Here is a 25,610-nt window from a genome sequence, read left to right as displayed (position 1 = left end):
CGCCCTATTTTACCCCCCCCCCCCCCCACCCCCCGCTCCTACAATTTGGGTACCATCACGCCAACACACGATTCCAATTGTCTTCAACAGGCAGTGGCACGTCCCTGAGTTCCAGGGCTACGGCTTTTTCGATGTCGTTGGCGCTGAGCTCTTTTTCATCAAGCCACGGCCACGTGGCATCCGCATCGCGAAAGTTGAGCTGATCGCTCAATTGCTGGCAGGCAAGCGCGAGCAAGTGCATCAGCACCCACTGGCTGGTGAGGTAGGCCTTTTGTTGCGCCGGGCTGCGGTTGAGCAGGGCGGTGACCTCGGATAACTGCGGGTTTGGCCAAGTGCTGCTGTGCAGGTTCCACACAATCACGCCGTCGGCTGAGGTGTCTTTGTCAGCCAGTGCCGGGTCTGAACTGACCTCGACACTGAGTTTCACGTGCTGATGTTCGAGCTGATCAATCAAATAGTGGGCGAGGTCTGACTGGCGCAGGTACGCCGTCGCCGTCTTGTAAGCCAACTGAGCGTTATAGTCGCCCAGGGTTTGGCTGGTAATGCTGAGGGTCATGGCAAGCTCCTTGACTGGTAACGTCCAGCACAGGGAGCGTAGCCAATGTGCCGTAATCGGCCACGCCAAGTGATGTTCTATTGCTGCGGATCAACCTTGCGAGGCGGGCGCCAGCGTCACGAAGTAAAAGTGATGGCGGCCCACACTCACGGTCTCAAGCACCTTCAGGGCAACACCAGGCACCTCGGTTTTGTCGATAACCGCGATATTGTCGGGTGACTCAGCCAAAAACGCCTGCAACTCGGCGGCTGAATTCAACGTGTATGGCAATTGCTGGCTATAGAACACCACAGCCCCAAGGCGCTCGTCCGGTTGCAGCAAGGCAATGTGTTTACCGCTGGCTTGCAGGCTGATGACCTGCGCGGCCACGGGCTGGAAGGATTCACTGCGATCAGCTCGCGGGGCCCACACAGCCGCAGCAATCAGATAGGTGGCGACAACCCCGGCCAGCAGCGCGATGGCCAGCGAGCGATGATAGTCACTCAAAAATTTGGCGATAGCCGAGTCCTGGCTTTTCTTGCGCAGCCATTGCAGGACCACGCCTGCATATTCCGCTGCGATGACGGCGGCAGCTGGGGTCAGCGACATCAGGTACACCGCGCGCTTGCTCGAGGCGATGTTGAGCATCAGGTATTGCGCCAGTAGCCACACGCAGAAAAACAACAGGTACGGGTTGTCGCGCAGCTGCTTGCGAAAGTGCCACAGCCCCAAGAACGTCAGCAGGTTCCACGGCAAGAAACTTTCCGGCAGTTTGCGCAGGTAATAGTAGAAGGGCTCGTAGTGTCCGGCTTCGACAAAAGAGCCACTGAAGCGGCCAATGCTGTTGGTCAGGACCACTTCGCTGACGGCCTGCAGGCCACCGCGCTGATACAGCACGCATAACCAGATCAGCAGTGGGATCAAGCCGATCAGGGTCAGCAGGGCCGGGCGCAGCCAGTTATTCAATACAAAGCGTTTGTTGATCAGGCTTTCGCACAGCAAAAAGGTAAAAATCACCACGCCCGGCAATGCAAGGCCGAACACGCCCTTGGTCAAAGTCGCGAGGGCAATGCCAGCTGCAAACAGTAACCAGCTACCCAGGGCAAAACGGGGCTGGCGGCTGGCTTGATAGAACGCCAATAGCGCCATCGTCACGCCCAGGGTCAACAATGAGTCTTCACCGACCTGACGTGCGTTCGCCCAAAAGCTGCCCATCGTGGCCAGCATCGCGGCGGCTGTCCAGGCCATAGCCGTGGAGCGACCAAACCGACGCAGCATGGTGAACAAGAGCATGATGCTGCACAGCCCGGCCACAGCCGATGCGAGGCGCACGGCAAAAAGCTCCCCGCCAGACAGGCGTATCGCCGTTGCATCCAGCCACAGGCTCAGCGGAGGTTTTTCAAGAAAGGGTTCGTTCAGCAGCGAAGGGGTCACCCAGTCCTGACTCAAGTGCATTTGCATGGCAATCCCGGCAACCCGGGATTCGGTGGAGCCTTGCAGATGGTGGTTACCCAAGGCAAAAAACATCAACACACAACCGAGCAGCAGTAACAGCAGAGCGGGACGAGTCAGACGCATTGGGTTACCAGGCAATATTTCCGTGAATAGTGCTTGGAGTATAGGAGGGGAGAGTTTAACAAAATGTGAAAAATGAACGATGTAGGCTTTTTTGCTGAGTGACTTCGAAACAGTATCTGTAGGAACTGTCTTTTTAATCCTGACCCGGCGCTGGCCGGGTCAGGATGAGCCTTAGAACGTGGCCTTGACCTGCAAGCCCGCGACCAGCGCATTGCCCCGGCTTTTGCCGTAGAACGCACCCGGTTCGATGATGTATTGCAGGTCTGGGCGCAGCAGCAACCAGGGTGTTACTTGAGCGCCGTAGTTCAGTTCCAGCAGCTGCTCGCCGCTGTCCAGGTTGGCGATCATGTTGGCTTGCTCGGGGGTCGAAGCCGCGGCTTCCTGAACGTCACGCGAGCGTGAATTGAAGACCGCGCGGCCATAGCCGAAGGCGATACTGTCGTATGGGCGATTGGCAAACGGTTTTTGCTTGACCAGGCCCACTGAATACCAGCGGTGCATGGGCGAGGTCGCGGTATTGCTGGTAGCGGCCTGGCCGAAGGCGCGCAGTATGCTTTCGGGGTCTTGTTCATCCCGCCATATCGCCTGATCGAGCAACACGTAAGCGCCCGTGCGATTGTTGGCTTTTTCAGTGCTGCCGATTTTGGTGGTGTTGGAAGTGTCGTAGTACCAGCCCACTTTGTATTGACCGTCCAGCCAGGCCTTATGGGTGTAGATGGCTTCCAGCGGCATGATGGCGCCGGTGGTACCGCGGGTGGTCATGGTGAAGGCTTCGGAGGAGCGGCTGTTGTACGCCGGATTGACCTGGAACACCGCCGTTTGCAGGGTCAGTGATGGGCTTACGGTGTAATGCAATTCAGCGCCCCAATGCGGGGTCGGGTAATTGCTCCAGCCGCTGCCGTTGGACATGGTCAGCGGGTGTGCGCAGAAACCGGCGTTCACAAAGCTGGTCAGCAAGGGCATCCCGCCAAAGTCATTGCCCATTGCCAGGAAGCCCAGCTTGGTGGTCAGCGCTGGGCTAAACAGCGTGCGTTGATAGCTGAATTCGGACAGCCGGGTGTACTTGCCGCCGTAGTTTTCCTGCACCGGCAGGCGGTTGCCCACCAAGTCTTCAGAGGCGCTATGGCCGCGTCGGTCGTTGAGGGTGATCTGTACAAGGCCAGCATCCGGCGTATCCAGCAGCTTGCTCAGGTCAAGCTGGGCGCCAATGCGCACTTGCTGCGCATAGCGCGTCCCGTGCTTGATCCCGCCATGCAGGTTGGAAAAGGTTTCGGAGTTGTAGTCACCGGTCAGCTTGATGCCTTGATCGGCCAGCTTTTGCCGTTCCCCACCCCAACCACCGGTCAGCGTTGAGCGATTCATGAGGTCGTCAGGGGTGTCTGCAAACGCGCACGCGGGGGCGATCGCCAGGAATGACAAGCCGCTGCACAGGCCGGAAGCCAGCAAGGCGCGGGAAGAAAAAAACATCTGGAAGTGCTCCTTCGAAAGCGGTGTCGCAGAGCTGGAGCGACACGATGTCGCACAGTATGAACTAGTTAGTTCATAAAATTAATATTTCGTCATATAACTGTGACGAGAGGGGCATCTGGGCGCTAAAGAGTAAAAGCCGCAGATTCAGCGTGTTTTCGCGGTATTTGACGGCATGTTCGGTAACGATTTTCTCCTTGTCTTACCTACCTGACTGGCGAATCGTCCGCGCTCTTTTACGTATCTCCCAGGTAATAGACTCTGATGAGTAGCGCTAAACCCATGGCCGAAGCCCAGGCTTTGTTCGCAAACCTCAGGCGCGGTCGCCTGGAGGTTGAGGTCGATGCCTCGACCTTTGAGCCGCAGGCACTGTTGCGCTTCGCTGAACGGCGTAACCCCAGGCGCGCGTTTTTGTTTGTGTCGTGCGTGCTGGGGCGGCACATCCCCGCCCGGCCGTCGTTGATGGCTGAGTGCTTCAATGCGTTGGCCGCGAAGATCCCTGCCGATTTACCCGGGCCGGTGCTGGTAATAGGCATGGCCGAAACGGCCGTTGGCCTGGGGGCTGGTGTGCATCGCGCCCTGGCCCGGACGCGCAACGACAGTGTCTATTGGTGCAGCACCCGGCACCCGACGGGCAGCGCAGTCTTTGCTCGGTTTGAAGAAGAACACAGCCACGCCACTTCACACTTGTTGCATCTGCCGCACAATGCGCAGACCCGCGCACTCATGTTGGCGGCCCGTTCTTTGGTCCTGGTGGATGATGAGGCGTCGACCGGCACGACCTTTCTCAACGCATGCAACGCCTTGGTTGATGCCGGGCTTGGGGCGATTGAGCGCATCGTCACTGCGACCCTCACGGACTGGTCGCAGGATGCGCTGCGCAAGGTCAAGGGTGATCATGTCAGCAGCGTTTCACTGCTCTCAGGTCGCTATACCTTTGCTGAAGATGAGCGCGCCGAGTTGCCAGAGATGCCAGCAGTCGGCTGTGTGGCATCAGGCGATTGGCCGCTTGATTACCAACGTGACTGGGGACGCATGGGGGTGCGCGAACATCGCGACACACTGGCGCCCGATCTGCACGTTGCCCCCGGCGAGCGGATTTTGGTAGTTGGTACCAGTGAGTTTGTGTGGCCGCCGTTCCTGCTGGCGGAACGGCTGGAGCGTGCCGGTGCTGATGTGCATGTCAGCTCCACCAGTCGCTCGCCTATCGCCCTGGGGCATGCCATCGACCATGTCCTGTCATTCAATGACAACTATGGTCTGGGCATTCCCAACTTCCTCTACAACGTTGCCCCCGGGCAGTTTGAGCGCGTGCTGATATGCAGCGAAACACCTGCTGCAGCGCTTGATCCGGCGTTGCTCCGTGCCTTGAATGCGCAGGTAATCATTGATGCCGACTAAACGTCCGCTGGTGTTCGTCGACCTCGACGACACGTTGTTTCAGACCGCTCGCAAAATGGACGGCGAACCGCGCTTCATGGCTTCGCTGGATGTGAATGGGCAGCCCACTAGCTTTATGAACGCCACACAGCAGTGTTTTGTCGAGTGGTTACTGGCCACCACCGACGTGGTCCCCGTCACGGCACGTAGCGTTGAGGCCTATCAGCGGGTGCACGTGCCCTTTGCGCACGGGGCAATCTGCGCGCACGGTGGAGTCATGCTTGATTCTGGTGGTTTGCCGGACCGCGAGTGGCATGCACATATGTCCCGCGCTCTGGCGCCGGAGCAGGCACGTCTGCATAGCCTGAGCGCGCAAACCCTGACCCTCGGTGCCGAGTTGGGGTTCTCGCTGCGCGGGTGGGTGGTCGAGGAGCAAGGCCTGGCCACTTACGTTGTGACCAAGCACAACAATGAAACCGATGAGGCGTTACTCACCGTATGCGCAGGGCTCAAGGCGCGGGGCTTGCTCGATGGGCTGTACGTGCATGGCAATGGTAACAACCTGGCCTTCTTGCCCCAGGCGTTGCAAAAGCGTGAAGCGGTGCGCGAGTGGATTCGCCGCGACTTTTCAGACCATGGCAAGCGACCCATTCTGGGGTTCGGCGACAGCGTTTCGGACCTGGGTTTTATGGCTGAATGCGACTGGTGGGGCTCTCCCAAAGGTGGCCAACTGGCCTGTCATGTACGCGCGAGTATTGGCCATGACTGATGTTTTTGAAGGGCTGAACACGATCGGTTGCGGTAGTTATAGCCGCGGTGATGTGCATTTTTTACTGCGAGTGATGGAGATTAAAGCCACCAGCGTGCAGGAAAAAGAACGCCTGATTCAGACCCGGCAGCGCCATTACTCCGAGATGATCAGCCAGGAGCAGGCGCCATGCGACGTTCATCAACAGTTGTACCGGCATGCGCTGGCCCAGAACGCTGCCCGCATGGCCGCCGATATACAGGGGCTGGCCAACGCTTTGCACGACCGCTACACCGGCACCTCGATTGCACTGGTGTCATTTGTCCGGGCGGGGGTGCCAGTGGGCGTGCTGTTACGGCGTGCCTTGATTGAAAGAGGTCGTGATGCGCGGCATTACGGGGTCAGCATTATCCGTGACCGTGGCATCGACAACGTGGCTCTCGACGCGATCATCAAGGCTCACGGTGCTCAGAACATCGTGTTCGTAGATGGTTGGACGGGTAAAGGTGCGATCAGCGGGCAGTTGCGAGACAGCCTGGCCAACGATTCACGCTTCCCGTCCGGGCCGCGTCTGGTGGTGTTGGCGGATCCCTGCGGCTGCGCCTGGCTGGCAGCGTCGGCCGAAGACTGGTTGATTCCGTCGGGTGTTTTAGGGGCTACCGTTTCCGGCTTGGTGTCACGCTCCATCTGGCCGTCAACGCCCGGTTTGCATGGGTGCGTGCGATATGACCATCTGGCTGAGCACGACGTGACCATGACGTTTATCCACAGCCTTGAAACCGAGCGCGCCCGTCTTGCTCCGCAGGTCAGTACACAACCCTGGACGTTGAGTCAGGCCCAAGGGTTGCAGCGACATGCGCAGGCAGCGCTGGAACGTGTTTCGACACGTTTTTCAGTGCTCAACAGCCAGCGGATCAAACCCGGAATTGCCGAAGCGACGCGTGCTGTGATGCGTCGTGTGCCCGAGCATGTGCTGGTGCGCAGGCGTGACGATCAGGACGTGCAGTTGTTGATGCACCTGACGCGGCAGGCAAACATTGAAGTCCAAGAAGTTGGCGACGAACTGGGGCCGTATCGGGCGGTCACCGTGATAAGGAGTGTGCGCTGATGATCAAGCACTCACCTTATGCGTTGGGCGCCACGCTGTACATGCCAGCCACCCGCCCGGATATTTTGGAGGTGGTGCTGGGCGAAAAAATCCAGGGGCTGCGTTCGTTAGTGCTGTGCCTTGAAGACGCCGTGGCCGACACCGATGTGCAACAGGCGTTGAACAACCTCAAGCAACTGCTGGTGACGATTGAGGCGCAAGGTGGGCGACCGTTCGGCGGGCCGATTGTGTTTATCCGGCCGCGTGACAGCACGATGGCCGCGCGGCTCAATGAGTGGCCTTTGATTAGCCACATCGATGGTTTTGTGGTGCCTAAACTGTGCCTGAACAATCTGCGCGAATGGCAACAAGCGGTGGCCAGCGATGCGCTGATGTTGATGCCGACCCTTGAAACGCCTGAGGTTTTTGACTCCGGCGCGATGGTTGAATTGCGCAGCGCCCTGCTTGAACACTTGCCGGGGCGTATCATGGCTCTGCGCATAGGCGGTAACGATCTGATGGGCGCCTTGGGGTTGCGTCGTACACCGACGATGACGCTCTACAGCACACCGATGGGTTACGTTATTCCAATGTTATGCGGGATCATGGGGTCTGCCGGGTTCGCCCTGACGGCTCCGGTGTTTGAACAGCTCAACGCGCCGCAGTTGTTGGAGCAGGAACTGGCGCTGGATATTGCCCATGGGCTTGTGGGTAAAACCGCAATCCATCCGTCGCAAATTGCAGTTATCCACAGGGCGTTGCAAGTCACCCTTGAAGATTTCAACAGCGCGCGCCAGATACAAAGTGAAACGGCGCCTGCGGTGTTCACGTTCAACGATGTCATGTGTGAACCCGCGACCCATGGCAAATGGGCGAAAATGATTATTGAACGAGCGCATTGGCAAGGGGTTCGCCCCGAAACGCCCCGCTCGATAGACCCTTTTTGGAGGCAGCCTGCGATGGGCTGAAGTAGTCGGTTGAACGAAGTTTTGAATACGCCTGTGAAGGGCAAGCAGGTCCTGTCGGCCTTCGATTTTGATGGCACGCTGACCTATCACGACAGCTTTGTGCCCTTTTTGCGCTTCGCTTTTGGCAATCGACTGTTCGCAATGCGGCTCTTGCGGATGATCCCGTCGACCACCTCTTACCTGCTGGGCAAGATCAGCCGAAATGATTTGAAAGAAAAGCTCATCACGGTCTATCTCACTGGAGCCAAGGAAGAATGGGTGGCCGAGCGAGCCGAAGCATTTTGTGACGCTTCGTGGCAGCGGCTAATGCGACCTTTGGGCTTAGTATCGGTCGCCTCCGAGGTCGAGCAGCAGGCCATTGTGACCATCTGCTCCGCTTCGCCCGAGCTGGTCCTTAAGCCGTTCGCCAAAAAATTGGGCATCTCGCTCATTGGTACTCGGTTGCAATCAGTCGATGGCGTACTGACCGGAGAGATCGACGGGACCAACTGTCGATGCGAGCAAAAGGTCATTCGGCTGGAGGCGCAATACGGGCCTTTGGATCAATACACATTGCGTGCCTGGGGAGACACCCGGGGCGACGAGCAAATGCTGGGTGCCGCTCAAGAGCCACATTGGCGCGAGTTTCATGCGTTGTGGCGTCGCAAGCGGCCATTGGATGTGTGTCTGCGTGAGGAACTCTGAGCAGTACAGATCCTGAGCTGGCAATTACTTCCGGCCCCCGCCTGGGTTCAGACAAGGAAAGGAAACGCTACATGGCTATTTCGTTGTCCAAGAACCAAACCAACTCTCTGGTCAAAGCAGCAGGGGCGAGGCTTGAAAAAGTGTGCATGGAGCAGGACAGGGGCCTTGCAGCGGTCGACGCCGAGGCCGAAGGCGGGATTGCCCGGGGCTTGACTCGCGACGCGGTCCGGGCGGTGCATCCATGACCCTGCTGACGCCCGGTGCGAACACCGGCGTTAGTACTCATTCCTTGAGCGTGACTGTCAGCTTCAGCCCTGTGCCGGGCGCGGAGGTGGATGTTTCAGCATTCCTGCTCGATGCGTCGGGCAAGGTGCGTGGCGACAACGACATGTGTTTCTTCGGCCAGCAAAGCGTCAACAATGGCGCAGTCAAACTGCTTGAATCCGTTCCCGGTCGGGCCGTCTTCAGTCTCGACCTGACAGCGATTGATGCGGCCATCGAAAAGGTCGCGCTGACCGCCACTGTTTATGAAAACAAAGCCCAATTCTCGGCTTTTCCATCACTGAAGGTAGTCGTCAGTGGTGGCATTGAAGCGCCGATTCCGACGTCAGGCATGATGGAAACAGCCTTGATTCTGGGAGAATTTTATCGGCGTCAGGGTGTGTGGAAGCTCCGCTGTGTAGCGCAGGGCTTCGCCGGTGGCCTGGCGTCCCTGGCCGAACACTTCGGGGTGGACATTGACGCTCCCGTCGCTCCCGTCGCTCCAGCCGCTCAGCCTGTGGTCACGGCCCCGACCGTCAAAGTCAATCTGTCGAAGGTGACCCTCGACAAGCAGCGCCCCTCGATCAGCCTCGTCAAAGCAAGCGGTGATTTCGGCGAGATCAAAATAAACCTCAACTGGAATCGGGCCCCGCAAAATAGCGGTGGAGGTTTTTTTGCTGCCTTGCGTGGCAAGTCAGGAGCGATCGATCTGGACGTGGGGTGTCTCTATGAAATGGACAGCGGCCGCAAGGGTGCAGTCCAGGCTTTGGGCAATGCGTTTGGTGAATATGCAGATGAGCCGTTTATTCAACTGATGGGCGATGACCGTACCGGAGCCGTGAGCGATGGTGAGTGGCTGCGAATCAACGGTCAGGAATGGCGCAAGATGCGCCGGGTGCTGGTGTATGCCTTCATCTACGAAGGCGCCCCAAACTGGCAGGCAACTGACGGTGTCATCACCTTGTACATTCCGGGCGAACCGCCCGTTGAAGTGCGTCTGAGCGAAGAGGGCGGCGCCAAGGGCATGTGCGCCATCGCCTTGCTTGAAAACGTGGGCGGCAGCGTCAAGGTCAATCGCAAGGTCGAGTTCTACAAGAGCCATTCGGACATGGACACAGCTTTTGGCTGGGGCATGCGCTGGTCTGCTGGGGCTAAGTGATCACGATGTAACGGTCCGCCGAGGCCGGCGGTGTGCACTACTCTCAGAGGCAACACTCATGCTCGAATGGCTGAAAACCAATGCAACGGCTGCACGCGATAAACTTTCGGTGCAAGTCAGCAAGTACAAAAACCGCGAATTTATGGACGCCGTAGTGAGCGGATGTGCGCTGGTGGCCGCCGCTGATGGCGATATCAGCAGCAGTGAAAAACAAAAAATGATCGGATTTATTCAACGTTCGAAGGAGTTAAAGGCGTTTGACGAGAAAGACGTCATCAAGTCCTTCAACGCTATTTGCGATCAGTTCGAATTTGACCCCCAGATCGGTCGTGCTCAGGCCCTGAGATCGATCAGTCAATTGCGTAAAAAAGAAGAGGCGGCCCGTTTACTGGTTCGTGTGTGTTGCGCCATTGGCAGTGCGGACGGCAACTTCGACGACAGTGAGCGTGCCGCGTGCCGCACCCTGTGTAATGAGCTGGGGCTGAACCCTGGCGATTTTGATCTTTGAGGACATCATGGACAACACGGCAATTGGCTTTCCGCCAACGACCATCGCTGTATTTGTAGCTCTGGCGGTCATTGCCCTTGCAATCGACCTGTTTACCCATAAAAGCGATAAACCCGTCACGCTGACCAATGCAGCGGCCTGGTCCATCTTTTGGGTACTGATCTCGCTCGCATTCGCGGGCTACCTGTATTACGCACATGGCCCGAGTGTCGCCAGCCTGTTTGTCACCGGTTACGCACTGGAAAAAGTCCTCAGTGTCGACAACCTGTTTGTATTCATGGCGATCTTTGCCTGGTTCAAGATCCCGGATGCGCTGCGTCATCGCGTTCTGTACTGGGGCATCATAGGCGCCATCGTTTTCCGTTTGATTTTCGTGGCCATCGGTACCGGTCTATTGGCGTTCGGACCGTGGGTTGAAGTGCTGTTTGCGGTCATTGTCGCCTGGACCGCGATCATGATGCTGCGCGGCAATGAAGAGGATGAAGACGAGGATTACTCCAAGCACGTCGCCTACCGTTTTGCAAAAAAACTGTTTCCGGTGTGGCCAAAGCTGCACGGTCATCAGTTCTTTGTGTCGCGTAAAGTCCTCGAACACGAGATCACCAAGCCTGAGAACCAGGGCATGACCCTGGCCACCAAAGGCGCCTTGTTCGCCACACCGCTGTTTTTGTGTGTGGTCGTGGTCGAGGTGTCGGACATCCTGTTCGCCTTCGACTCTGTGCCTGCGGTCATTGCCGTTAGCCGTGAACCCTTGATCGTTTACTCCGCCATGATGTTCGCGATCCTCGGATTGCGGACCATGTACTTCGTACTCGAAGCCCTCAAACGTTACCTGGTCCACCTGGAAAAATCGGTTGTCGCATTGTTGTTCTTTATCGCCGCAAAGCTGGCGCTGAACGCAACCAATCACCTGTTTGGCCATGGCATCAGCATTGATCCAAACACCAGCCTGTTGGTCGTCCTCGTGGTATTGGCCATCGGCATTGTGGCCAGCGTCATTTTCCCCGCAAAAAAAGAACCAACGGACGTTAAAAACGGCTGATGGCTCTTGTCGGGTACCCGCAGTTGACCCGAACACTCGTTGCAGTCGCGGCTCTGGATTGACCATTCAATCCAGAGCCATTCAGTTCTTCATATAAGGATTCACGCACATGGCAGTAAGTCTGAGTAAAGGCGGCAACGTCTCCCTGACCAAAGAAGCGCCGGGGCTCACCGAAGTCGTTGTCGGCTTGGGATGGGACCCGCGCGTGACTGACGGTCAGGAGTTCGACCTGGACGCTTCGGTTTTTATTCTTGGCGAGAGTGGCAAAGTGCTGAACGACGCCAGTTTTGTGTTCTACAACAACAAGACCTCCCCGGACGGCAATGTCGTGCACCAGGGTGATAACCGCTCAGGAGCGGGCGAGGGCGATGATGAGCAAGTCCACGTCAACCTGTCCGGCTTTGCAGCGGACACCAAAAAGCTGGTGTTCTCAGTCACCATCCACGAGGCCGATGGGCGAAAGCAGAGTTTTGGCCAGGTCGCTAATGCCTACATCCGCGTGCTGAACAAGTCAGACGGCAAAGAACTGGCACGCTATGACCTGAGCGAAGATGCCTCAACTGAAACAGCCATGATCTTTGGTGAGCTGTACAGCCACAACGGCGAGTGGAAATTCAAGGCCATCGGTCAGGGATTTGCGGGGGGGCTGGGCCCGATGGCGGCGTCTTACGGCGTTAACCTGGGGTAAATACTGCGTGAATAAAACAGCCCTTTCCGACTCCGGGGAGGGCTTTTTTATATCCGTGTGCCGGCCTCTAAATACCCGTGCAGAAACAGCCGATCGTGATTTGAAGACCTTTAACGAGTGCGCAACTTCTTGCGCAGTCAAATGCTCTTTTTTCTGTGGATAACATGCGGTACGTCTTGTATCTAAAGGGCTGTAGCTAACTGCGCAACTTCTTGCACAGTGGTGCGCAACTTCTTGCGCACTTTTCCTTATATTTCGCTCCATATTGCACCTGAATATTTACAGGCTCGCCCATGCGCCTTGATTTATAAGGGTCTCACTTTAGTTGGCATAACTATTGAACTATCGACTTCACCTCGCAGCGTATTTGTTTGCGGGGTTATCACAATTTTGTGCAAGGAGAGCTTCATGGCTACGCCAGCGTATATTTCTATCACCGGAAGTAAGCAGGGTCTGATCACCGAAAATGCTTCCACTAAGGAGTCTGTAGGAAACACCTACCAGCAAGGTCATGAAAACGAGAGCCTGGTCCAGGCTTTTAGTCACGAAGTGATCATTCCACGTGACCCGCAATCGGGACAGCCTACCGGTATGCGTGTTAATAAACCCTTGTGTATCACCAAGGTCTTTGACAAGGCCTCTCCCCAGTTGCTTCTGGCATTGACGACCAATGAGCTCCTGACTGAAGTCACGATCAAATGGTATCGGGCTACAGACTCGGGCCAGCAGCACTACTACACCACCAAACTTGAAGACGCGATCATCGTCAATATCAAGGGTTACATGCATAACTGCCAGGACCCGGATAACAGCCACTTCACCCACTTGGAAGATGTGCAGTTCAGCTACCGGAAAATCACCTGGAAGCACGAAATCAGCACTTCAACCGGCTCTGATGACTGGCGTGTAGAAACGGCTGTATAAGCCGTCTCGTCATCACTCGGTATCAGCTCGTGTTTGCGAGCTGATACCGTTCGAAGGGCACAGATTCTATGTTTGAAAATAAAGGTTCTTTGTCTGCACGTTTTCCTTCAGAACTCGATTGGCAAGGCGCTGGCGGTTTATTGCTGGATGCGGTGCGCTTGATCAAACTGTCTCAGCAATTGGAACAGTGGAGCAATCCTTGGGTATTTGAGCCGTTGTACACCAGCGCGCAAATGCCCGGTCTTGAACAACTGTCGCCTCGTGTGCTGAAAGTTCAGACGCCCTCTCAGTCTGTTTTTCAACAATTTCTGGACAAAGCCGAAGAGGAATGGGGCTACCTGCTGTTTTGTGACGGCGAATGGCAGTCCATGATTGCTCATCTGCGTTGGTTAACCGTGGTGCGCCTACCCCACGAGCAGAAAGTGTTTCTGCGCCTGGCAGACCCGTCGGTAATGCATGTGTTGTTCACGCTCGCGGTTGAAGCGGGTGATCCGACCTTATTTGGGCCTTGTCACCAGATACTGATTGCCGACGCCGCAGAGGATGTCTGGCACCTTCACCGACGCCCCGGTCCAGCACCGACAGCGCAACATGCCACGCCCTACCAGCTGTCTGCACAAGAGACGATTGCGTTGGACGTTGTCAGTTTTCGTAACGTAGTCCTGCGGCTGAATCAGCACCTGCGTCATTACTTTCCTGCTTATCTAGGGCACCTCTCGAGCGCCCAGCGCTGGGCGCATCTCCATGCGTTGGCTACCACCGCCTATGACCGCGGCTTTAGCAGCGAGCTCGATATCACCCTCTACGCCAATGTTCACGGTTATCTCGGTGAACACGCCCTGCAAGAGCATCCTGACCTGCAACGCCAACTGATGACTGCTTCGTCGCTCACGCCTGCACAGCGTATTGAAAAAGTGGCCGAAATCGCCCGCTGCAGAGCCTTGCACCTGAGAGAACCCGCCTGATGTCAAAGCCCTTTTGGCCTAAAAATCCCAACAACGTCAACCTCTCCCGAGACGATGCGCGCAATAGCTTGGGCACCTGCCCGCTGATGAAAACCACCGTGCAGTTGATTCCGCTGCGCTATGGCATCGTTGATAGCCCGGCGCTGGAGCCTACGGGCGACATTACGCTGCCCTATAGCCTCAGCGCTCGGCCTTTGGGCATACGCTTGTTGCGCGATGGTTGGTTGTACGTGATTGAGGCCAGCAGCGGCATGTTGTCCGAATACCGTATTGAAGACGGACTGATCAGCGCCATGCTGTGGCGAGGTCGCGAAGTTGTCGACGATGACCGCGAAGAACCGATCCACGAACCGAGGCTGATTTACGCCAAAACCAGCACGCTGTACGTCACTTATTCCGAAGTCCCGTGGACCGCGAAAAAGTGCCAGCAAGTGCTGAATTCAACGTCCGAGCGTGATTACTTCATGCAGGCGGTGGACCTGAGCAATGTCAATTGCGACACCGGCGGGCCGCACCTGTTGACCCCGGACATGACCGAGCATTGGCTTGCTGAAGTCGCAACCGAACGTATCTACCGTATCCGCTTTAACCCTCTTGAGGGTGGGCGCTTTCTTACGGCGAAACAGCATTTCGATTTGAGCATAGAAATGCCTTTGTTGGGGATTGATGTCATGGCAATGGAGCCTTTGCAATGACCTCTTCCATATCGACATCACCTCAACAATCAGTTGAAGAACCCCAAAAAAAAGCGGGTGACATAGAGCTTTGTCTTGCTGGACGAAAAACCTACTTGGCCCCTTTACCGCTGCCGACAGCGGCAGAGCCTTGCTGTCCCTATATCAGTGATTACAACGATACTTACTTGGACTTTGGGGGGGGAGAGCCGAATGTATTTTCGTATCAAGTCAATTTGGGCGGGCCGTTTACTGTTTTTTGTTTAACTGCTTTCGGATTTCCACTGTTGTTCTGGTTTATTGGGTTGGCTTTGGGGAGTACAGCACTTGAAAGCTGGGAATTCTCTGTGGAATATTTTCTGTTTGCTTGGAAATTTTCAGCGTACATCTGGCTTGGATCATCAGCTTTCTGCTTTGTAATTTGGTACCAACACCACAAACTCTTCACCAAAGTCATCCCCACCCGTTTCAACCGCCAGCGCCGTGAAGTGTGCTTTATGCCCGACGGCGCCACGGAGCCTTTATTCGTGCCCTGGGAATCCCTCTCTGCGTGGGTCGTTCAAGCTCAAAGCGCCACCCAATACGGCGTGACCCGCCAATACGGAATGGGCATGGGTTTTGAACATGAAGGCGAGTTGGTCAGAGTCGAATTCCAATGCGCAGCCCTGCAATTGGCGATTGCCAACTGGGAAGCCGTTCGCGGTTATATGGAGTACGAACTCAACGACCTGCAAGCCTTTCAAGACCCGTTAGAACTCCATGAACCCGGAGACCCGCCCCACGAAGGTCTGCACACTTTCCGCAATGCCCGAGCCGGTTTGCATCGGCGTATCCGGGGGAAAGAAGTGGGCTGGATCTATGGCTTTTTCTGGTACGTCTACCACGTCATGACGTTATGGACCTTGCCCAACCACTTGGTGGAATGGGAGATAAAACGCATCGCCAAGGTCGGCCGCAAAGCGCTGCCGCAGGCGATGCGTGAATGGTCAGAACCCTTACCGCCCGAGCAATGGGCTAAGCCCAGCGCCGAGTTGCAGCGCATGAGTGACAAGGTCAAAGCCCTGATCAAGCGTTATCCCCGGCGAGCAATTACGGAGATTTTCGCCGAGGTGAACAAGGGTTAAAAAGTGAGTTGGTACTGCGCTGATACGCCTTGTTCTCGTGATCGCTTACCCCGTTGGTCATTCAGGTTCAGGCTTATCGTGCTGTTACGCGATAGGCGTGCAACTGCGCCGAGGTCCAGTTGCACGGTGTTGCTGAGCGGGGCTCCGGCGATGCGCAGGTTGCTGGCGCCTTGCCAGGTAACGTCGATCGTGGGGTGCACGTCACCGCTGGCGTGGGTGTAGGCCAGGCTCCCGTTCAGGCTCAACCACGACGGACCGATTCGTTGCTGGCTCAGATCGACGGTGAAACGTACACCACCGGTACTCAGGTTGACGGAGCTGTTGGCTTTCTGGCCTTTCAATGCGCTCTGGCCACCCCGCTCGCGGAAGCCATCGACGTTTGCTTGTACGTGGGCCAGTTGCACATAAGGTTGCACTGCCCACGCGCCAGCGTGCCAACGGTAATTGCCTTCGGCAAACACTTGCCGGGTATGGCTGAGGTAGTCAGCGGACAGGCCCTCATTGATGTCGGTGAAACGGACCCGGCGTTTACTCTGTATGCCATCGCGGGCGTAGGCGAGACCGCCAGACAGTCCAAAGCCGTTCCAGGTGTGCCCCGCATGCACGGCGATTTGCTGGGAGTCGAGCGTGGCTTTGCCTGCGCTGCCGGTGTCGATGTGACCCTGGCTGCTGGCCATCAGGATGCCGATGCGTGTGCCGTGCTCGAAGTCATGATCGGCACCGAGCAGCACCCCGGTGGTGCGGTGACTGACTTTCGTTGCATTGTCATCACCGTCGAGACGGCCGTTCTGCTTGAGCGCCTGCACCCATATTCCCTGAGTCGCTTGAGCTGACGCGCGTGACAACGCTGCATGGCGCATCACCTGGCTGTTTTCGAGCACCACGGACAGGGTGCTGGCATGCAGTTCGCCGCTGAGTTGGTCCAGCGTTTTTTGCGCGGCGTCCGGGAACAGTGAGGTCAGGCGTTGTGCCATGGGCGCAGACATTGGCAGGGCATCGGCGGCGCCTGCCACTGCGCGCTGGTTGGCGGTGCTGGCAGCGGAAATCAGAGGCAGTCCGCGAGCGACATCGACCGACAACCGGTTGGCCTCAAGGGTCTGGGTAAAGCTGAGGAAGGGTGAAAACGCCTGATGGTCCATTGACGTGAATTGCCCGTGGAGCCCCCCGCCAGCTTGCAACACTGGGTAGCGCTGACCCAGCGGGAAGACCTGCGGCACCGATGCCAAGTGCAGCGTACCGCCCAACAATTGTGCCTCTCCAGCCACTTGTAGCGCAGGCAGATCGGGCTGCCGCCCGGGGTAAGCGATCAGGGTCGAACCCGTGTGTTGGTGATAATCGCCATTGACTGTGAGTGCGCGGCGCTCGCTGCCCGGCATGATCGTGCCGTGCACCTGTGTATGGGACAACTCGCCGTCCCCGCTGAGTAAACCCGCAACACCGACCCGGGTAGGCGCATCGGTTACTTGGCCGTAGATCTGGGCAAGGCCGCTGTTGACGTTAAGCGCGGCGCCGTGCAGCCCACCGTTGAGTCGCAGCAGCCCGCCCTCGACATTGATGTCCCGTGTGAGGCGATTTTGACCATCGAATTCCAGGGTACCCTGGTTGAGGGTCGCTCCGGCGAAACGGTTATCGCCGCTCAGGCGTAACCAACCGACCCCGTTTTTGGTCAGTTGCCCCGGTCCGCTGATGTCATTGCGCCAATCATCCCAGGCGCCTCCTTGCCAAACCACGGCCCCGCCCGCACGGCGATCCATCTGCACTTCGGTATCGACCCGCAGTTGCCCGGGCCCGTCGATGGCCTTTTTCAGGTCAACCAGGCCCCAACCGTAAATGTCATCCACGCCGGGAGCGCCAAGGTCGTATGCCGTGGTCAATAACACATCACGAATTTGCGGATTGTTCAGGTAAGGAAAGCGCTCCATCAAGAGACCCAGTGCGCCCGTCACATGCGGGGCAGCCATGGAGGTGCCCGACCAGGTGGCATAGTCAAAAACAGGGCGGTCGCCCGTCACGTCAAACCCATTGACCTCGCCGTCTTCGTTATACCGCTTGATGACGTCGATCTCACCACCGACGAACGCCGAGGCAATATCCTCTCCCGGAGCGGCCAGGCACCAGTTCATGCTGTCGCCACAACGATAGGAGCCCGGTGACAGAGTGAGGTCTTTACCCAGGTTGACCACGCTCAACCAATAGGGCTCCAGTGCCGCCATTACCTTGGGCAGCGTAGCCAGAGCTCCCGCCACAGGCGCCTCTGCCGGTGAGCGGTTGTCAGTGCTCGAGTTACCCGCCGCCCATACCTGTAGCAGCCCAAAATCTAGTGATCCCTGGCCAACAGCGCGGCCCAGACCTGTGCGTTGGACTTGCAGCGCGGCAGCCAATTGCTCTGGCGTTTTGAGTTCATCAAAGATGCCCCAACTGTGGTTGATCGCGCGCACGTTATGCGTTCGTAGCTGGGCATAGGTGGGCGTAAAGGTGTCGAAGTGGGCGGGTTCAACGCTCTGGGTACTTTTGAACACGTACGGCAAAAAGTCATAGGTATTGCTGAAGATCCGGGCGGTATTCAGAGCGGCCCCATAAGCAACGCCGTGAGCGCCCAGACCATCCCGATTGCCCAGCATCGTACCGGCCACGTGCGTGCCATGGGCTTCATACTCGACACCTAGCGTGTCGATGTAGTCGTTCAGGTCATCAATAGAAAGATCGCCAATGGAAACCAGATAGTTCAGTTCTTCCAGTATCTGTGCAGGCAGGTCGTTATAGATGACCTGTGCGCGATCACCCTCGGTGAAAAAGCAGCCTTGATCATGTTCGGTAGGCAGGGTTTCCTGGGTGCAGCCAGGGTCTGCCAAGCGTGTGGAGCGATGATTTTTGCCGGCGAATTCGTGATGACGAAGGTCAACGCCCGTGTCGGCAATGCCCAGATTCACACCGCTGCCGCTTAACCCGCGCGCATAAGCGGCGTCTGCGCCGATGGCATGCAGCCCCCAATCCTGAGTGTATTCGTGACTGTGCCAACTGCTCGCGTCATGCAAACGGCCTTGTTCGCTGTAGACCAGAGCATCTACAGGCAATGTCCAAAGCCCCGTCAGCAGGCCTAGCGTGAAGCGTTTGACGGGGAGCGCGCGGGAGGCTCGCCACTGTGGTTGCGGAACGTTCGACATAGGAGTCCTTTGCGTGATGACTGACGCTGAGTAGCGTGGGCAAAGTGCAACAAGATGCGTATCGGACGCGGCGGGGTTATACGGGAGAGGAATCCGGGAGTGGCGTAGGGTAATACGATGTGTAAGAAAGGGAGCAGGCCCGTGGCTGAGAGATTGTGATCGTACAACCTGAAGGGTAACGCTCCCGCGCGTACATTTTTGAGCGGGGTGTTCCGTCACCGCGGTGAAAAATTATTCGATCATCCTATAAGCCCCTCTAGCACAGGGCTTTAAGTGATTTCATCAGGCAGTAAAAGCGCAGCTTGGCCCGGGATTGGAGAGTCGGGTATTGACGATACCGATAATAGTTGTACGATGACGTACGACAAGGCCAAGCGCTGGCGTCTTTTACATCACTACATGCTCCCAGGGTGTTCGAATAATGAATCCACAAGAACTGAAGTCCATCCTCTCTTCCGGTCTCCTGTCTTTTCCGGTAACCGATTTCAATGCTCAAGGTGACTTCCACCGTGAGGGCTACATCAAGCGTCTGGAATGGTTGGCCCCGTATGGCGCCTCGGCCTTGTTCGCTGCCGGTGGCACCGGTGAGTTTTTCTCCTTGGCGGCGAGCGAATATTCGCAAGTGATCAAAACCGCAGTCGACACCTGCGCCACCAGCGTGCCGATTCTGGCGGGTGTTGGCGGCGCTACCCGTCAGGCCATCGAGTACGCTCAAGAAGCCGAGCGCCTGGGGGCCAAAGGTTTATTGCTGTTGCCGCACTACCTGACCGAAGCCAGCCAGGACGGGGTTGCCGCTCACGTTGAGGCCGTGTGCAAATCGGTCAAGATCGGGGTGATTGTCTATAACCGTAACGTCTGCCGTTTGACTGCTCCGCTGCTGGAGCGCCTGGCGGAGCGCTGCCCGAACCTGATCGGTTACAAAGACGGCCTGGGAGACATTGAGCTGATGGTGTCGATCCGTCGCCGTCTGGGCGAGCGCTTCAGCTACCTGGGCGGTTTGCCTACGGCCGAAGTCTACGCCGCCGCTTACAAGGCGCTGGGCGTGCCGGTTTACTCTTCGGCGGTGTTCAACTTCATCCCGAAAACCGCAATGGAGTTCTACCACGCGATTGCCCGCGAAGATCACGCCACAGTGGGCAAGCTCATCGACGACTTCTTCCTGCCGTACCTGGACATCCGCAACCGCAAGGCCGGCTACGCCGTCAGCATCGTCAAGGCAGGGGCGGCCATTTCTGGCTACAGCGCCGGCCCGGTGCGCACCCCGCTGACGGATTTGTTGCCGGAGGAATATGAAGCGCTGGCGGCCTTGATCGACCAGCAAGGCCCGCAGTAAACAAGGCCCAAGGCCGCTGAGCAATCAGCGGCCTTTTGCGTAAGGAAGAACCCACACGGAGTTCCACAACACGCACCACCCAGCAGGAGTGAGCTCGCCTCGCGATCGTTTGCTTATTTAAATCATCGCGACCTGCACCCGTTTTACCCGGACATCATTGTTTTACCCGCGCATAAAAATAATTTGTGGGAGTACATGCACCATGCAAGCGACCAAGCCGACCCACGTCCGCTATTTGATTTTGCTCATGCTTTTTCTGGTGACCACGATCAACTACGCCGACCGGGCAACCATCGCCATCGCAGGCTCCAGCCTGCAAAAAGACCTCGGCATCGACGCCGTAACCCTGGGTTTTATTTTCTCGGCCTTCGGCTGGGCTTACGTGGCCGGGCAAATCCCGGGCGGTTGGCTGCTCGACCGTTTCGGCTCGAAAAAAGTCTACGCCCTGAGTATCTTCACCTGGTCGCTGTTCACCGTGCTGCAAGGCTTTGTTGGTGAATTTGGTCTGTCCACGGCCATCGTCGCGCTGTTTATGCTGCGCTTTCTGGTGGGCCTGGCTGAAGCGCCGTCCTTCCCCGGCAATGCGCGCATTGTGGCGGCCTGGTTTCCGACCACCGAACGCGGCACGGCTTCGGCGATTTTCAACTCGGCGCAATACTTTGCGACCGTGCTCTTTGCCCCGTTGATGGGCTGGATCGTCTACACCTTCGGCTGGCAGCACGTGTTTGTGGTCATGGGCTGCATTGGCATCGTGTTCTCCCTTATCTGGCTAAAACTTATCCACAGCCCACGCCAGCATCCGCTGATCAACGATGCCGAGTTCAACTACATTGCCGAAAACGGCGGCATGGTAGACATGGATCAGGACAAAGGCGGCAAGAAAACCGATGGTCCGAAGTGGGATTACATTCGCCAGTTACTGACCAATCGCATGATGCTGGGCGTGTACCTGGGCCAGTACTGCATCAATGGCATCACCTATTTCTTCCTGACCTGGTTCCCGGTGTATCTGGTGCAGGAGCGCGGCATGACTATCCTCAAGGCGGGTTTTATTGCCTCACTACCCGCCATTTGTGGCTTTGTCGGGGGTGTGCTGGGCGGGGTCATTTCCGATGCTCTGTTGCGCAAAGGCCACTCCCTGACCTTCGCTCGCAAGGCACCGATCATCGGCGGCCTGTTGCTCTCGACCAGCATCGTGGCCTGTAACTATGTCGATATCGAATGGCTGGTGGTGGGCTTTATGGCACTGGCGTTCTTCGGCAAGGGCGTAGGCGCTCTGGGTTGGGCTGTGGTGTCCGACACCTCACCCAAACAAATCGCCGGCTTGAGTGGCGGTCTGTTCAATATGTTTGGCAACATCGCCTCGATCACCACGCCGATCGTTATCGGGTACATCATCAGCACCACGGGGTCGTTCAAGTGGGCGCTGGTTTTTGTGGGCTGTAACGCGCTGGTGGCGGTATTCAGCTACCTGGTCATCGTCGGCCCGATCAAGCGCGTGGTCCTGAAAGAGCCACCGGCCAGCGGCCCGCAACTGACCAAACTGGCTTCTGCCCACTCTTAAGGAATGGCCTCATGACACTGATTGAACATTCTGACTCGCCACGCACCATTCGCCTGCATGCGCGGGATAACGTGGCGGTGGTAGTGAACGACCAGGGTGTGCCGGCCGGGACCGAGCTGGTTGACGATCTGCTCACCCTGGACTTTGTGCCTCAGAGCCACAAAGTCACGCTGGTGGATATCCCTCAAGGGGGCGAAGTGATTCGCTACGGCCAAACCATCGGCTACGCCTTGCAGCCCATCGCGCGGGGTCGTTGGGTCAATGAAGACCAACTGCGCATGCCAACCGCGCCACCCTTGGACAGCCTGCCCTTATCCACCGATGTACCGGCCGCGCCGGCGCCCCTCGAAGGTTTCACTTTCGAGGGTTATCGCAACGCTGACGGCACTGTGGGCACGCGCAATATTTTGGGCATCACCACCACCGTGCAGTGTGTGACCGGCGTGTTGAACCATGCGGTCAAGCGCATTCGTGATGAGTTGCTGCCCAATTACCCGAATGTCGACGACGTAGTGGCGCTGACCCACAGCTACGGTTGTGGCGTCGCGATCAATGCCACCGATGCCTATATCCCGATTCGCACGGTGCGCAATCTGGCGCGCAACCCCAACCTGGGCGGCGAGGCACTGGTCATCAGTCTGGGCTGCGAAAAGCTGCAGGCCGGGCAGGTGATGCACGACAACGACCCTTCGGTGGACCTCAGCGAGCCTTGGTTGTACCGCTTGCAGGAGGCGAGCCACGGCTTTACCGAAATGGTCGAACAGATCATGGCGCTGGCCGAAACCCGTTTACAAAAGCTCGACCTGCGGCGCCGCGAAACCGTGCCCGCCAGTGAATTGATCCTGGGCATGCAATGCGGCGGCAGTGATGCGTTTTCCGGGATCACCGCCAACCCGGCATTGGGCTACGCCTCGGATTTGTTGTTGAGAGCGGGCGCTACAGTGATGTTTTCTGAAGTCACGGAGGTACGCGATGCGATCTATCTGCTGACCTCGCGGGCAGAGACAGAAGAAGTCGCCCAGGCACTGGTGCGCGAAATGGACTGGTACGACCGTTACCTGGCCAAAGGCGAGGCCGACCGCAGCGCCAACACCACGCCGGGCAACAAAAAAGGCGGGTTGTCGAACATTGTCGAAAAGTCGCTGGGCTCAATCGTCAAGTCCGGCAGCAGCGCCATCAACGGCGTACTCGGCCCTGGAGAACGCTTTACCCAAAAAGGGCTGATTTTTTGTGCCACTCCGGCCAGTGATTTTGTGTGCGGCACCTTGCAACTGGCGGCCGGGATGAACTTGCACGTATTCACCACCGGCCGCGGAACCCCGTATGGTCTGGCCATGGCGCCGGTGGTGAAAGTCTCGACCCGGACCGAGCTGGCACAGCGCTGGCCGGACCTGATCGACATTGACGCCGGGCGTATTGCTACCGGCCGGGCGAGCATCGAAGAACTGGGCTGGGAGCTGTTCCACTACTACCTGGACGTGGCCAGCGGCAAAAAACACACCTGGGCCGAACAGCACAAACTGCACAACGACCTCACCTTGTTCAACCCGGCGCCGATCACCTGAATCCAACCGTAGGAGCGAGCTTGCCTCGCGATCTTTTGATCTTGATCTGGCTTTTTATCCAAGAGCTCCCTCTCCCGAAGGAGAGGGAACCGATTGGGTGATGCTGTCGATTATCGGTGGCCTGTTTGCTGCGCGACAGCCCGGCGTCGAAGTCGGGGCGACAGGTTTACTTACCCCGCGAGCTGCACGGGTAGCCATCCGGGCCCGTCGTGCCGGTGCAGGCCCGTTCTGCAGGCAGGGATTTCACCGGCTCGCTCAAGTGATTACGGTTTTGCGCATCACGCTCCAGGTCAAACGCGTCATACAACGTGCCCGCCGCCGTGTAGCTGCGCACTTCAAGGCGTGAGTCCTGCACGTCGATGGTCTGATACAACTGGGTTTCCTCCGCGCTGCGGTCCGGTTGCAGGTGCGCCCGGTCATTGAGCCCGTACATCTTCGACCCTGCCACCGAAACCATATACACCGGGCCCTGCACCTTGCCGCTGGCGCGATCGGCGCGGGAGGCCGCACGACCGGCTTCGCTGGTGACCCGGCTGTAGCAATGGTCGTGGCCCTGGAGTACCAGGTCCACCGAATATCGCTCAAACAATGGCTTCCACGCTGCTTTCAACGGCTCGGTGTCTTCTGGGCGAGCGCAGGTGAAAACGGGTTGGTGGTTGACCACGATATTCCAGCGCGCCGGGCTGTTTTTCAGGCTGTTCTCCAGCCACTCGGTCTGCTGGGCCAAGGTGCCCATGTCGAGGGCCGCCGTGCCATCCAGCACGATAAATCGCACGCCCTGGTAATCCATCACGTAGGTGGTGTTTTTCAGGCCCGGCACGCCGTTGTCCGGCAGCGCGAACTGGCGGTTCCAGTGCGGGCTGAGGGTGCGACTTTCGCTGCCGTCGGGATTGATACCGTCCAGGTACTCATGATTTCCGATGGCTACCACCTGCGGGATCATCCCGTAGTTATAACCACCGGCCTGATTCCATTCGCCCCATTGATCGTCATGTACCAGATCATCGCGTTGCGATACCAGATCCCCGGCATGCACGATCAGCGCAGGGTTGGCCACGCTGTGCAGCGCCTGGCGGATACTGCGCGAGGCCAACGACAGAATGTCGTTTTGCACGTCGCCCATGTAGATGAAGCTGAACGGTTTGAACGCTTCAGCAGCGGTACGAAACTGCAGCCACTCGCTCCAGCCTTCGGCTCCTTTGACCCGGTACACATAAGCGGTGTCTGGCTGTAAATCGTGCAGGCGCACCTGATGGTAAAGGGCGGAGCCGTTTTCGGTGTCCAGGCTCACTTGAGTGCCTTCCAGCGTGCGGGCGCCCTTGGCCAGTTGCGGGCCATCGAGGGCGACGGCCAATTGCAACTGAGTCGCTGGCTGGTGAGTGTCAGTGCGAAACGTCACGGCCATTTCACGCGCGGGGTTGGCCCCCGGTGTCAGTACAATCCTGTCCGCCAGACCGCTGGCCGCATAAGGTTTGCCGGGCGAGTGGGGCAGGGGTGTAGCGGGAGTGGCCGAAGCACTGTTGATCACAGAAAACAGCGCGAGGGCGAGCAGTGTTGGGCGAATCATGGAGGCTCCTTGAGTGGCGAAATGCGCCCAAGGAAACAAAGCTGCGTGACATCGGGATGACTGGCGGGGGTCGATTCAGCTCGGTTTTAAACGGCTTTTTCGACCTTTTTGGCAGGAGAGGATTAAACGTTGAGTGTCAGAGGGTCGTTTAAGATCAAGCCCATCGGCAGGAGCGAGGGTGCTCGCGATCTTTTTATCGCTAAAGATCGCGAGGCCGCCCTGTTTACTTGGCGGTAATCACCGCCAGCTTGGTAATGCCTGCCTTTTCAATCGAGGCCATAAGCTTGGCCACTTCGCCATAACTCACGCCATTGTCCGCCTGCAATTGCACGCGCACGTCCGGGTTTTTGGCTTTGGCATCTTGCAGGCTGACTTCCAGCAGATCCGGTTGGATTTCGTCCTTGTTGATGTACACCTTGCCCTTGTCGTCGATGCTCACCACCACCGGATCCTTCTGCTCGATCGGGGCCACAGCCTCGGTTTTCGGCAGGTTGATCGGGATCGCATTGGTCAGCAGCGGTGCGGTGACGATAAACACCACCAGCAGTACTAGCATCACGTCTACCAGTGGCGTGACGTTGATTTCACTCAGGACTTCATCGTTGTCTTGGGTTGAAAAAGCCAT

Annotated in this window: 23 protein-coding genes; 17 read left to right on the top strand and 6 right to left on the bottom strand. The window is 57.6% G+C overall.

What is annotated here, in order from left to right; genetic code table 11:
• Positions 1 to 55 precede the first annotated feature (55 nt).
• From NTD86_RS05080 to NTD86_RS05070, 3 genes are all read right to left on the bottom strand, one after another.
• Positions 56 to 556 carry a hypothetical protein gene (locus tag NTD86_RS05080; RefSeq protein ID WP_262201083.1) on the bottom strand — a complete coding sequence of 167 codons (501 nt, stop codon included), beginning with the start codon at positions 554 to 556 and terminating at the stop codon, positions 56 to 58.
• Between the two features lie 90 nt (positions 557 to 646).
• A complete protein-coding gene (locus tag NTD86_RS05075; RefSeq protein ID WP_262201082.1) occupies positions 647 to 2,113 on the bottom strand; it encodes an ArnT family glycosyltransferase in 1,467 nt (488 codons plus the stop codon).
• Positions 2,114 to 2,284: 171 nt separating this feature from the next.
• Complete coding sequence (locus tag NTD86_RS05070) at positions 2,285 to 3,580, bottom strand: carbohydrate porin (protein ID WP_262201081.1); 1,296 nt, start codon at positions 3,578 to 3,580, stop codon at positions 2,285 to 2,287.
• 264 nt (positions 3,581 to 3,844) lie between these two features.
• Between NTD86_RS05070 and NTD86_RS05065 the strand changes: the two genes are divergently transcribed.
• From NTD86_RS05065 to NTD86_RS05000, 14 genes are all read left to right on the top strand, one after another.
• Positions 3,845 to 4,981 (top strand): phosphoribosyltransferase domain-containing protein, encoded by a 1,137-nt coding sequence (locus NTD86_RS05065; protein ID WP_262201080.1) that lies wholly within the window; start codon positions 3,845 to 3,847, stop codon positions 4,979 to 4,981.
• Positions 4,971 to 5,729: a trehalose phosphatase gene (locus tag NTD86_RS05060; protein ID WP_262201079.1), complete on the top strand. Its 759-nt coding sequence runs from the start codon at positions 4,971 to 4,973 to the stop codon at positions 5,727 to 5,729. Before NTD86_RS05065 ends, NTD86_RS05060 begins: the two co-directional genes overlap by 11 nt.
• Positions 5,722 to 6,816 (top strand): cysteine protease StiP family protein, encoded by a 1,095-nt coding sequence (locus tag NTD86_RS05055; protein ID WP_262201078.1) that lies wholly within the window; start codon positions 5,722 to 5,724, stop codon positions 6,814 to 6,816. The genes NTD86_RS05060 and NTD86_RS05055 overlap by 8 nt, the downstream gene beginning before the upstream one ends.
• The gene (locus NTD86_RS05050) at positions 6,816 to 7,763 is read left to right on the top strand and encodes an HpcH/HpaI aldolase/citrate lyase family protein (protein ID WP_262201077.1); all 948 of its coding nucleotides are present in this window, start codon (positions 6,816 to 6,818) and stop codon (positions 7,761 to 7,763) included. The genes NTD86_RS05055 and NTD86_RS05050 overlap by 1 nt, the downstream gene beginning before the upstream one ends.
• Positions 7,764 to 7,772: 9 nt before the next feature.
• Positions 7,773 to 8,447, top strand: coding sequence for an HAD family hydrolase (locus NTD86_RS05045; RefSeq protein ID WP_262201076.1), 675 nt, complete (start codon positions 7,773 to 7,775; stop codon positions 8,445 to 8,447).
• A gap of 71 nt (positions 8,448 to 8,518) precedes the next feature.
• The gene (locus NTD86_RS05040; RefSeq protein ID WP_262201075.1) at positions 8,519 to 8,692 is read left to right on the top strand and encodes a hypothetical protein; all 174 of its coding nucleotides are present in this window, start codon (positions 8,519 to 8,521) and stop codon (positions 8,690 to 8,692) included.
• A complete protein-coding gene (locus NTD86_RS05035; protein ID WP_262201074.1) occupies positions 8,689 to 9,867 on the top strand; it encodes a TerD family protein in 1,179 nt (392 codons plus the stop codon). Before NTD86_RS05040 ends, NTD86_RS05035 begins: the two co-directional genes overlap by 4 nt.
• A gap of 58 nt (positions 9,868 to 9,925) precedes the next feature.
• Entirely contained in the window at positions 9,926 to 10,375 is a 450-nt protein-coding gene (locus NTD86_RS05030) for a tellurite resistance TerB family protein (RefSeq protein ID WP_262201073.1), read from the top strand.
• Positions 10,376 to 10,382: 7 nt separating this feature from the next.
• A complete protein-coding gene (locus NTD86_RS05025) occupies positions 10,383 to 11,417 on the top strand; it encodes a TerC/Alx family metal homeostasis membrane protein (protein ID WP_262201072.1) in 1,035 nt (344 codons plus the stop codon).
• Positions 11,418 to 11,526: 109 nt separating this feature from the next.
• Complete coding sequence (locus tag NTD86_RS05020; RefSeq protein WP_262201071.1) at positions 11,527 to 12,105, top strand: TerD family protein; 579 nt, start codon at positions 11,527 to 11,529, stop codon at positions 12,103 to 12,105.
• A 408-nt stretch (positions 12,106 to 12,513) separates the two neighbouring features.
• On the top strand, positions 12,514 to 13,029 hold the full coding sequence (locus NTD86_RS05015; protein ID WP_262201070.1) for an Hcp family type VI secretion system effector: 516 nt from the start codon (positions 12,514 to 12,516) through the stop codon (positions 13,027 to 13,029).
• A 68-nt stretch (positions 13,030 to 13,097) separates the two neighbouring features.
• Positions 13,098 to 13,994, top strand: coding sequence for a DUF4123 domain-containing protein (locus tag NTD86_RS05010; RefSeq protein ID WP_262201069.1), 897 nt, complete (start codon positions 13,098 to 13,100; stop codon positions 13,992 to 13,994).
• The gene (locus NTD86_RS05005; protein WP_262201068.1) at positions 13,994 to 14,689 is read left to right on the top strand and encodes a toxin VasX; all 696 of its coding nucleotides are present in this window, start codon (positions 13,994 to 13,996) and stop codon (positions 14,687 to 14,689) included. The genes NTD86_RS05010 and NTD86_RS05005 overlap by 1 nt, the downstream gene beginning before the upstream one ends.
• On the top strand, positions 14,686 to 15,792 hold the full coding sequence (locus NTD86_RS05000; RefSeq protein WP_262201067.1) for a hypothetical protein: 1,107 nt from the start codon (positions 14,686 to 14,688) through the stop codon (positions 15,790 to 15,792). The genes NTD86_RS05005 and NTD86_RS05000 overlap by 4 nt, the downstream gene beginning before the upstream one ends.
• On the opposite strand, the gene NTD86_RS04995 is transcribed toward NTD86_RS05000, so the two are convergent.
• The gene (locus tag NTD86_RS04995; RefSeq protein ID WP_262201066.1) at positions 15,789 to 18,956 is read right to left on the bottom strand and encodes an autotransporter serine protease; all 3,168 of its coding nucleotides are present in this window, start codon (positions 18,954 to 18,956) and stop codon (positions 15,789 to 15,791) included. The genes NTD86_RS05000 and NTD86_RS04995 overlap by 4 nt on opposite strands.
• A 421-nt stretch (positions 18,957 to 19,377) precedes the next feature.
• Here NTD86_RS04995 and kdgD point away from each other — a divergent pair, with 421 nt between their 5' ends.
• From kdgD to garD, 3 genes are all read left to right on the top strand, one after another.
• The gene (gene kdgD / locus NTD86_RS04990) at positions 19,378 to 20,289 is read left to right on the top strand and encodes a 5-dehydro-4-deoxyglucarate dehydratase (protein ID WP_262201065.1); all 912 of its coding nucleotides are present in this window, start codon (positions 19,378 to 19,380) and stop codon (positions 20,287 to 20,289) included.
• A gap of 202 nt (positions 20,290 to 20,491) precedes the next feature.
• The gene (locus NTD86_RS04985; protein WP_262201064.1) at positions 20,492 to 21,853 is read left to right on the top strand and encodes an MFS transporter; all 1,362 of its coding nucleotides are present in this window, start codon (positions 20,492 to 20,494) and stop codon (positions 21,851 to 21,853) included.
• A gap of 11 nt (positions 21,854 to 21,864) precedes the next feature.
• Positions 21,865 to 23,418 carry a galactarate dehydratase gene (garD, locus tag NTD86_RS04980; RefSeq protein ID WP_262201063.1) on the top strand — a complete coding sequence of 518 codons (1,554 nt, stop codon included), beginning with the start codon at positions 21,865 to 21,867 and terminating at the stop codon, positions 23,416 to 23,418.
• Between the two features lie 166 nt (positions 23,419 to 23,584).
• Here garD and NTD86_RS04975 read toward each other — a convergent pair whose 3' ends face one another.
• Together NTD86_RS04975 and NTD86_RS04970 are read right to left on the bottom strand one after the other, a co-directional pair.
• Complete coding sequence (locus tag NTD86_RS04975; RefSeq protein ID WP_262201062.1) at positions 23,585 to 24,985, bottom strand: purple acid phosphatase family protein; 1,401 nt, start codon at positions 24,983 to 24,985, stop codon at positions 23,585 to 23,587.
• A 223-nt stretch (positions 24,986 to 25,208) separates the two neighbouring features.
• Entirely contained in the window at positions 25,209 to 25,610 is a 402-nt protein-coding gene (locus tag NTD86_RS04970) for an ExbD/TolR family protein (protein WP_048372930.1), read from the bottom strand.

It is taken from the genome of Pseudomonas sp. 7P_10.2_Bac1 (assembly GCF_025465935.1).
In the GTDB taxonomy this organism is placed as follows: domain Bacteria; phylum Pseudomonadota; class Gammaproteobacteria; order Pseudomonadales; family Pseudomonadaceae; genus Aquipseudomonas.
This window is presented reverse-complemented; position numbering and strand designations above follow the sequence as displayed.

What these genes read in the sequence shown, in the direction of transcription:
- NTD86_RS05005 (WP_262201068.1), top strand. Translation starts at nt 13,994, where the DNA reads ATGTCAAAGCCCTTTTGGCCTAAAAATCCCAACAACGTCAACCTCTCC.
- NTD86_RS05035 (WP_262201074.1), top strand. Translation starts at nt 8,689, where the DNA reads ATGACCCTGCTGACGCCCGGTGCGAACACCGGCGTTAGTACTCATTCC.
- NTD86_RS05065 (WP_262201080.1), top strand. Translation starts at nt 3,845, where the DNA reads ATGAGTAGCGCTAAACCCATGGCCGAAGCCCAGGCTTTGTTCGCAAAC.
- NTD86_RS04985 (WP_262201064.1), top strand. Translation starts at nt 20,492, where the DNA reads ATGCAAGCGACCAAGCCGACCCACGTCCGCTATTTGATTTTGCTCATG.
- NTD86_RS05075 (WP_262201082.1), bottom strand. Translation starts at nt 2,113, where the DNA reads ATGCGTCTGACTCGTCCCGCTCTGCTGTTACTGCTGCTCGGTTGTGTG.
- NTD86_RS05015 (WP_262201070.1), top strand. Translation starts at nt 12,514, where the DNA reads ATGGCTACGCCAGCGTATATTTCTATCACCGGAAGTAAGCAGGGTCTG.
- NTD86_RS05025 (WP_262201072.1), top strand. Translation starts at nt 10,383, where the DNA reads ATGGACAACACGGCAATTGGCTTTCCGCCAACGACCATCGCTGTATTT.
- NTD86_RS05050 (WP_262201077.1), top strand. Translation starts at nt 6,816, where the DNA reads ATGATCAAGCACTCACCTTATGCGTTGGGCGCCACGCTGTACATGCCA.
- NTD86_RS04995 (WP_262201066.1), bottom strand. Translation starts at nt 18,956, where the DNA reads ATGTCGAACGTTCCGCAACCACAGTGGCGAGCCTCCCGCGCGCTCCCC.
- NTD86_RS05040 (WP_262201075.1), top strand. Translation starts at nt 8,519, where the DNA reads ATGGCTATTTCGTTGTCCAAGAACCAAACCAACTCTCTGGTCAAAGCA.
- NTD86_RS05020 (WP_262201071.1), top strand. Translation starts at nt 11,527, where the DNA reads ATGGCAGTAAGTCTGAGTAAAGGCGGCAACGTCTCCCTGACCAAAGAA.
- NTD86_RS05080 (WP_262201083.1), bottom strand. Translation starts at nt 556, where the DNA reads ATGACCCTCAGCATTACCAGCCAAACCCTGGGCGACTATAACGCTCAG.
- NTD86_RS05000 (WP_262201067.1), top strand. Translation starts at nt 14,686, where the DNA reads ATGACCTCTTCCATATCGACATCACCTCAACAATCAGTTGAAGAACCC.
- NTD86_RS04970 (WP_048372930.1), bottom strand. Translation starts at nt 25,610, where the DNA reads ATGGCTTTTTCAACCCAAGACAACGATGAAGTCCTGAGTGAAATCAAC.
- NTD86_RS05055 (WP_262201078.1), top strand. Translation starts at nt 5,722, where the DNA reads ATGACTGATGTTTTTGAAGGGCTGAACACGATCGGTTGCGGTAGTTAT.
- NTD86_RS05030 (WP_262201073.1), top strand. Translation starts at nt 9,926, where the DNA reads ATGCTCGAATGGCTGAAAACCAATGCAACGGCTGCACGCGATAAACTT.
- NTD86_RS05060 (WP_262201079.1), top strand. Translation starts at nt 4,971, where the DNA reads ATGCCGACTAAACGTCCGCTGGTGTTCGTCGACCTCGACGACACGTTG.
- NTD86_RS05070 (WP_262201081.1), bottom strand. Translation starts at nt 3,580, where the DNA reads ATGTTTTTTTCTTCCCGCGCCTTGCTGGCTTCCGGCCTGTGCAGCGGC.
- NTD86_RS05010 (WP_262201069.1), top strand. Translation starts at nt 13,098, where the DNA reads ATGTTTGAAAATAAAGGTTCTTTGTCTGCACGTTTTCCTTCAGAACTC.
- kdgD (WP_262201065.1), top strand. Translation starts at nt 19,378, where the DNA reads ATGAATCCACAAGAACTGAAGTCCATCCTCTCTTCCGGTCTCCTGTCT.
- NTD86_RS04975 (WP_262201062.1), bottom strand. Translation starts at nt 24,985, where the DNA reads ATGATTCGCCCAACACTGCTCGCCCTCGCGCTGTTTTCTGTGATCAAC.
- garD (WP_262201063.1), top strand. Translation starts at nt 21,865, where the DNA reads ATGACACTGATTGAACATTCTGACTCGCCACGCACCATTCGCCTGCAT.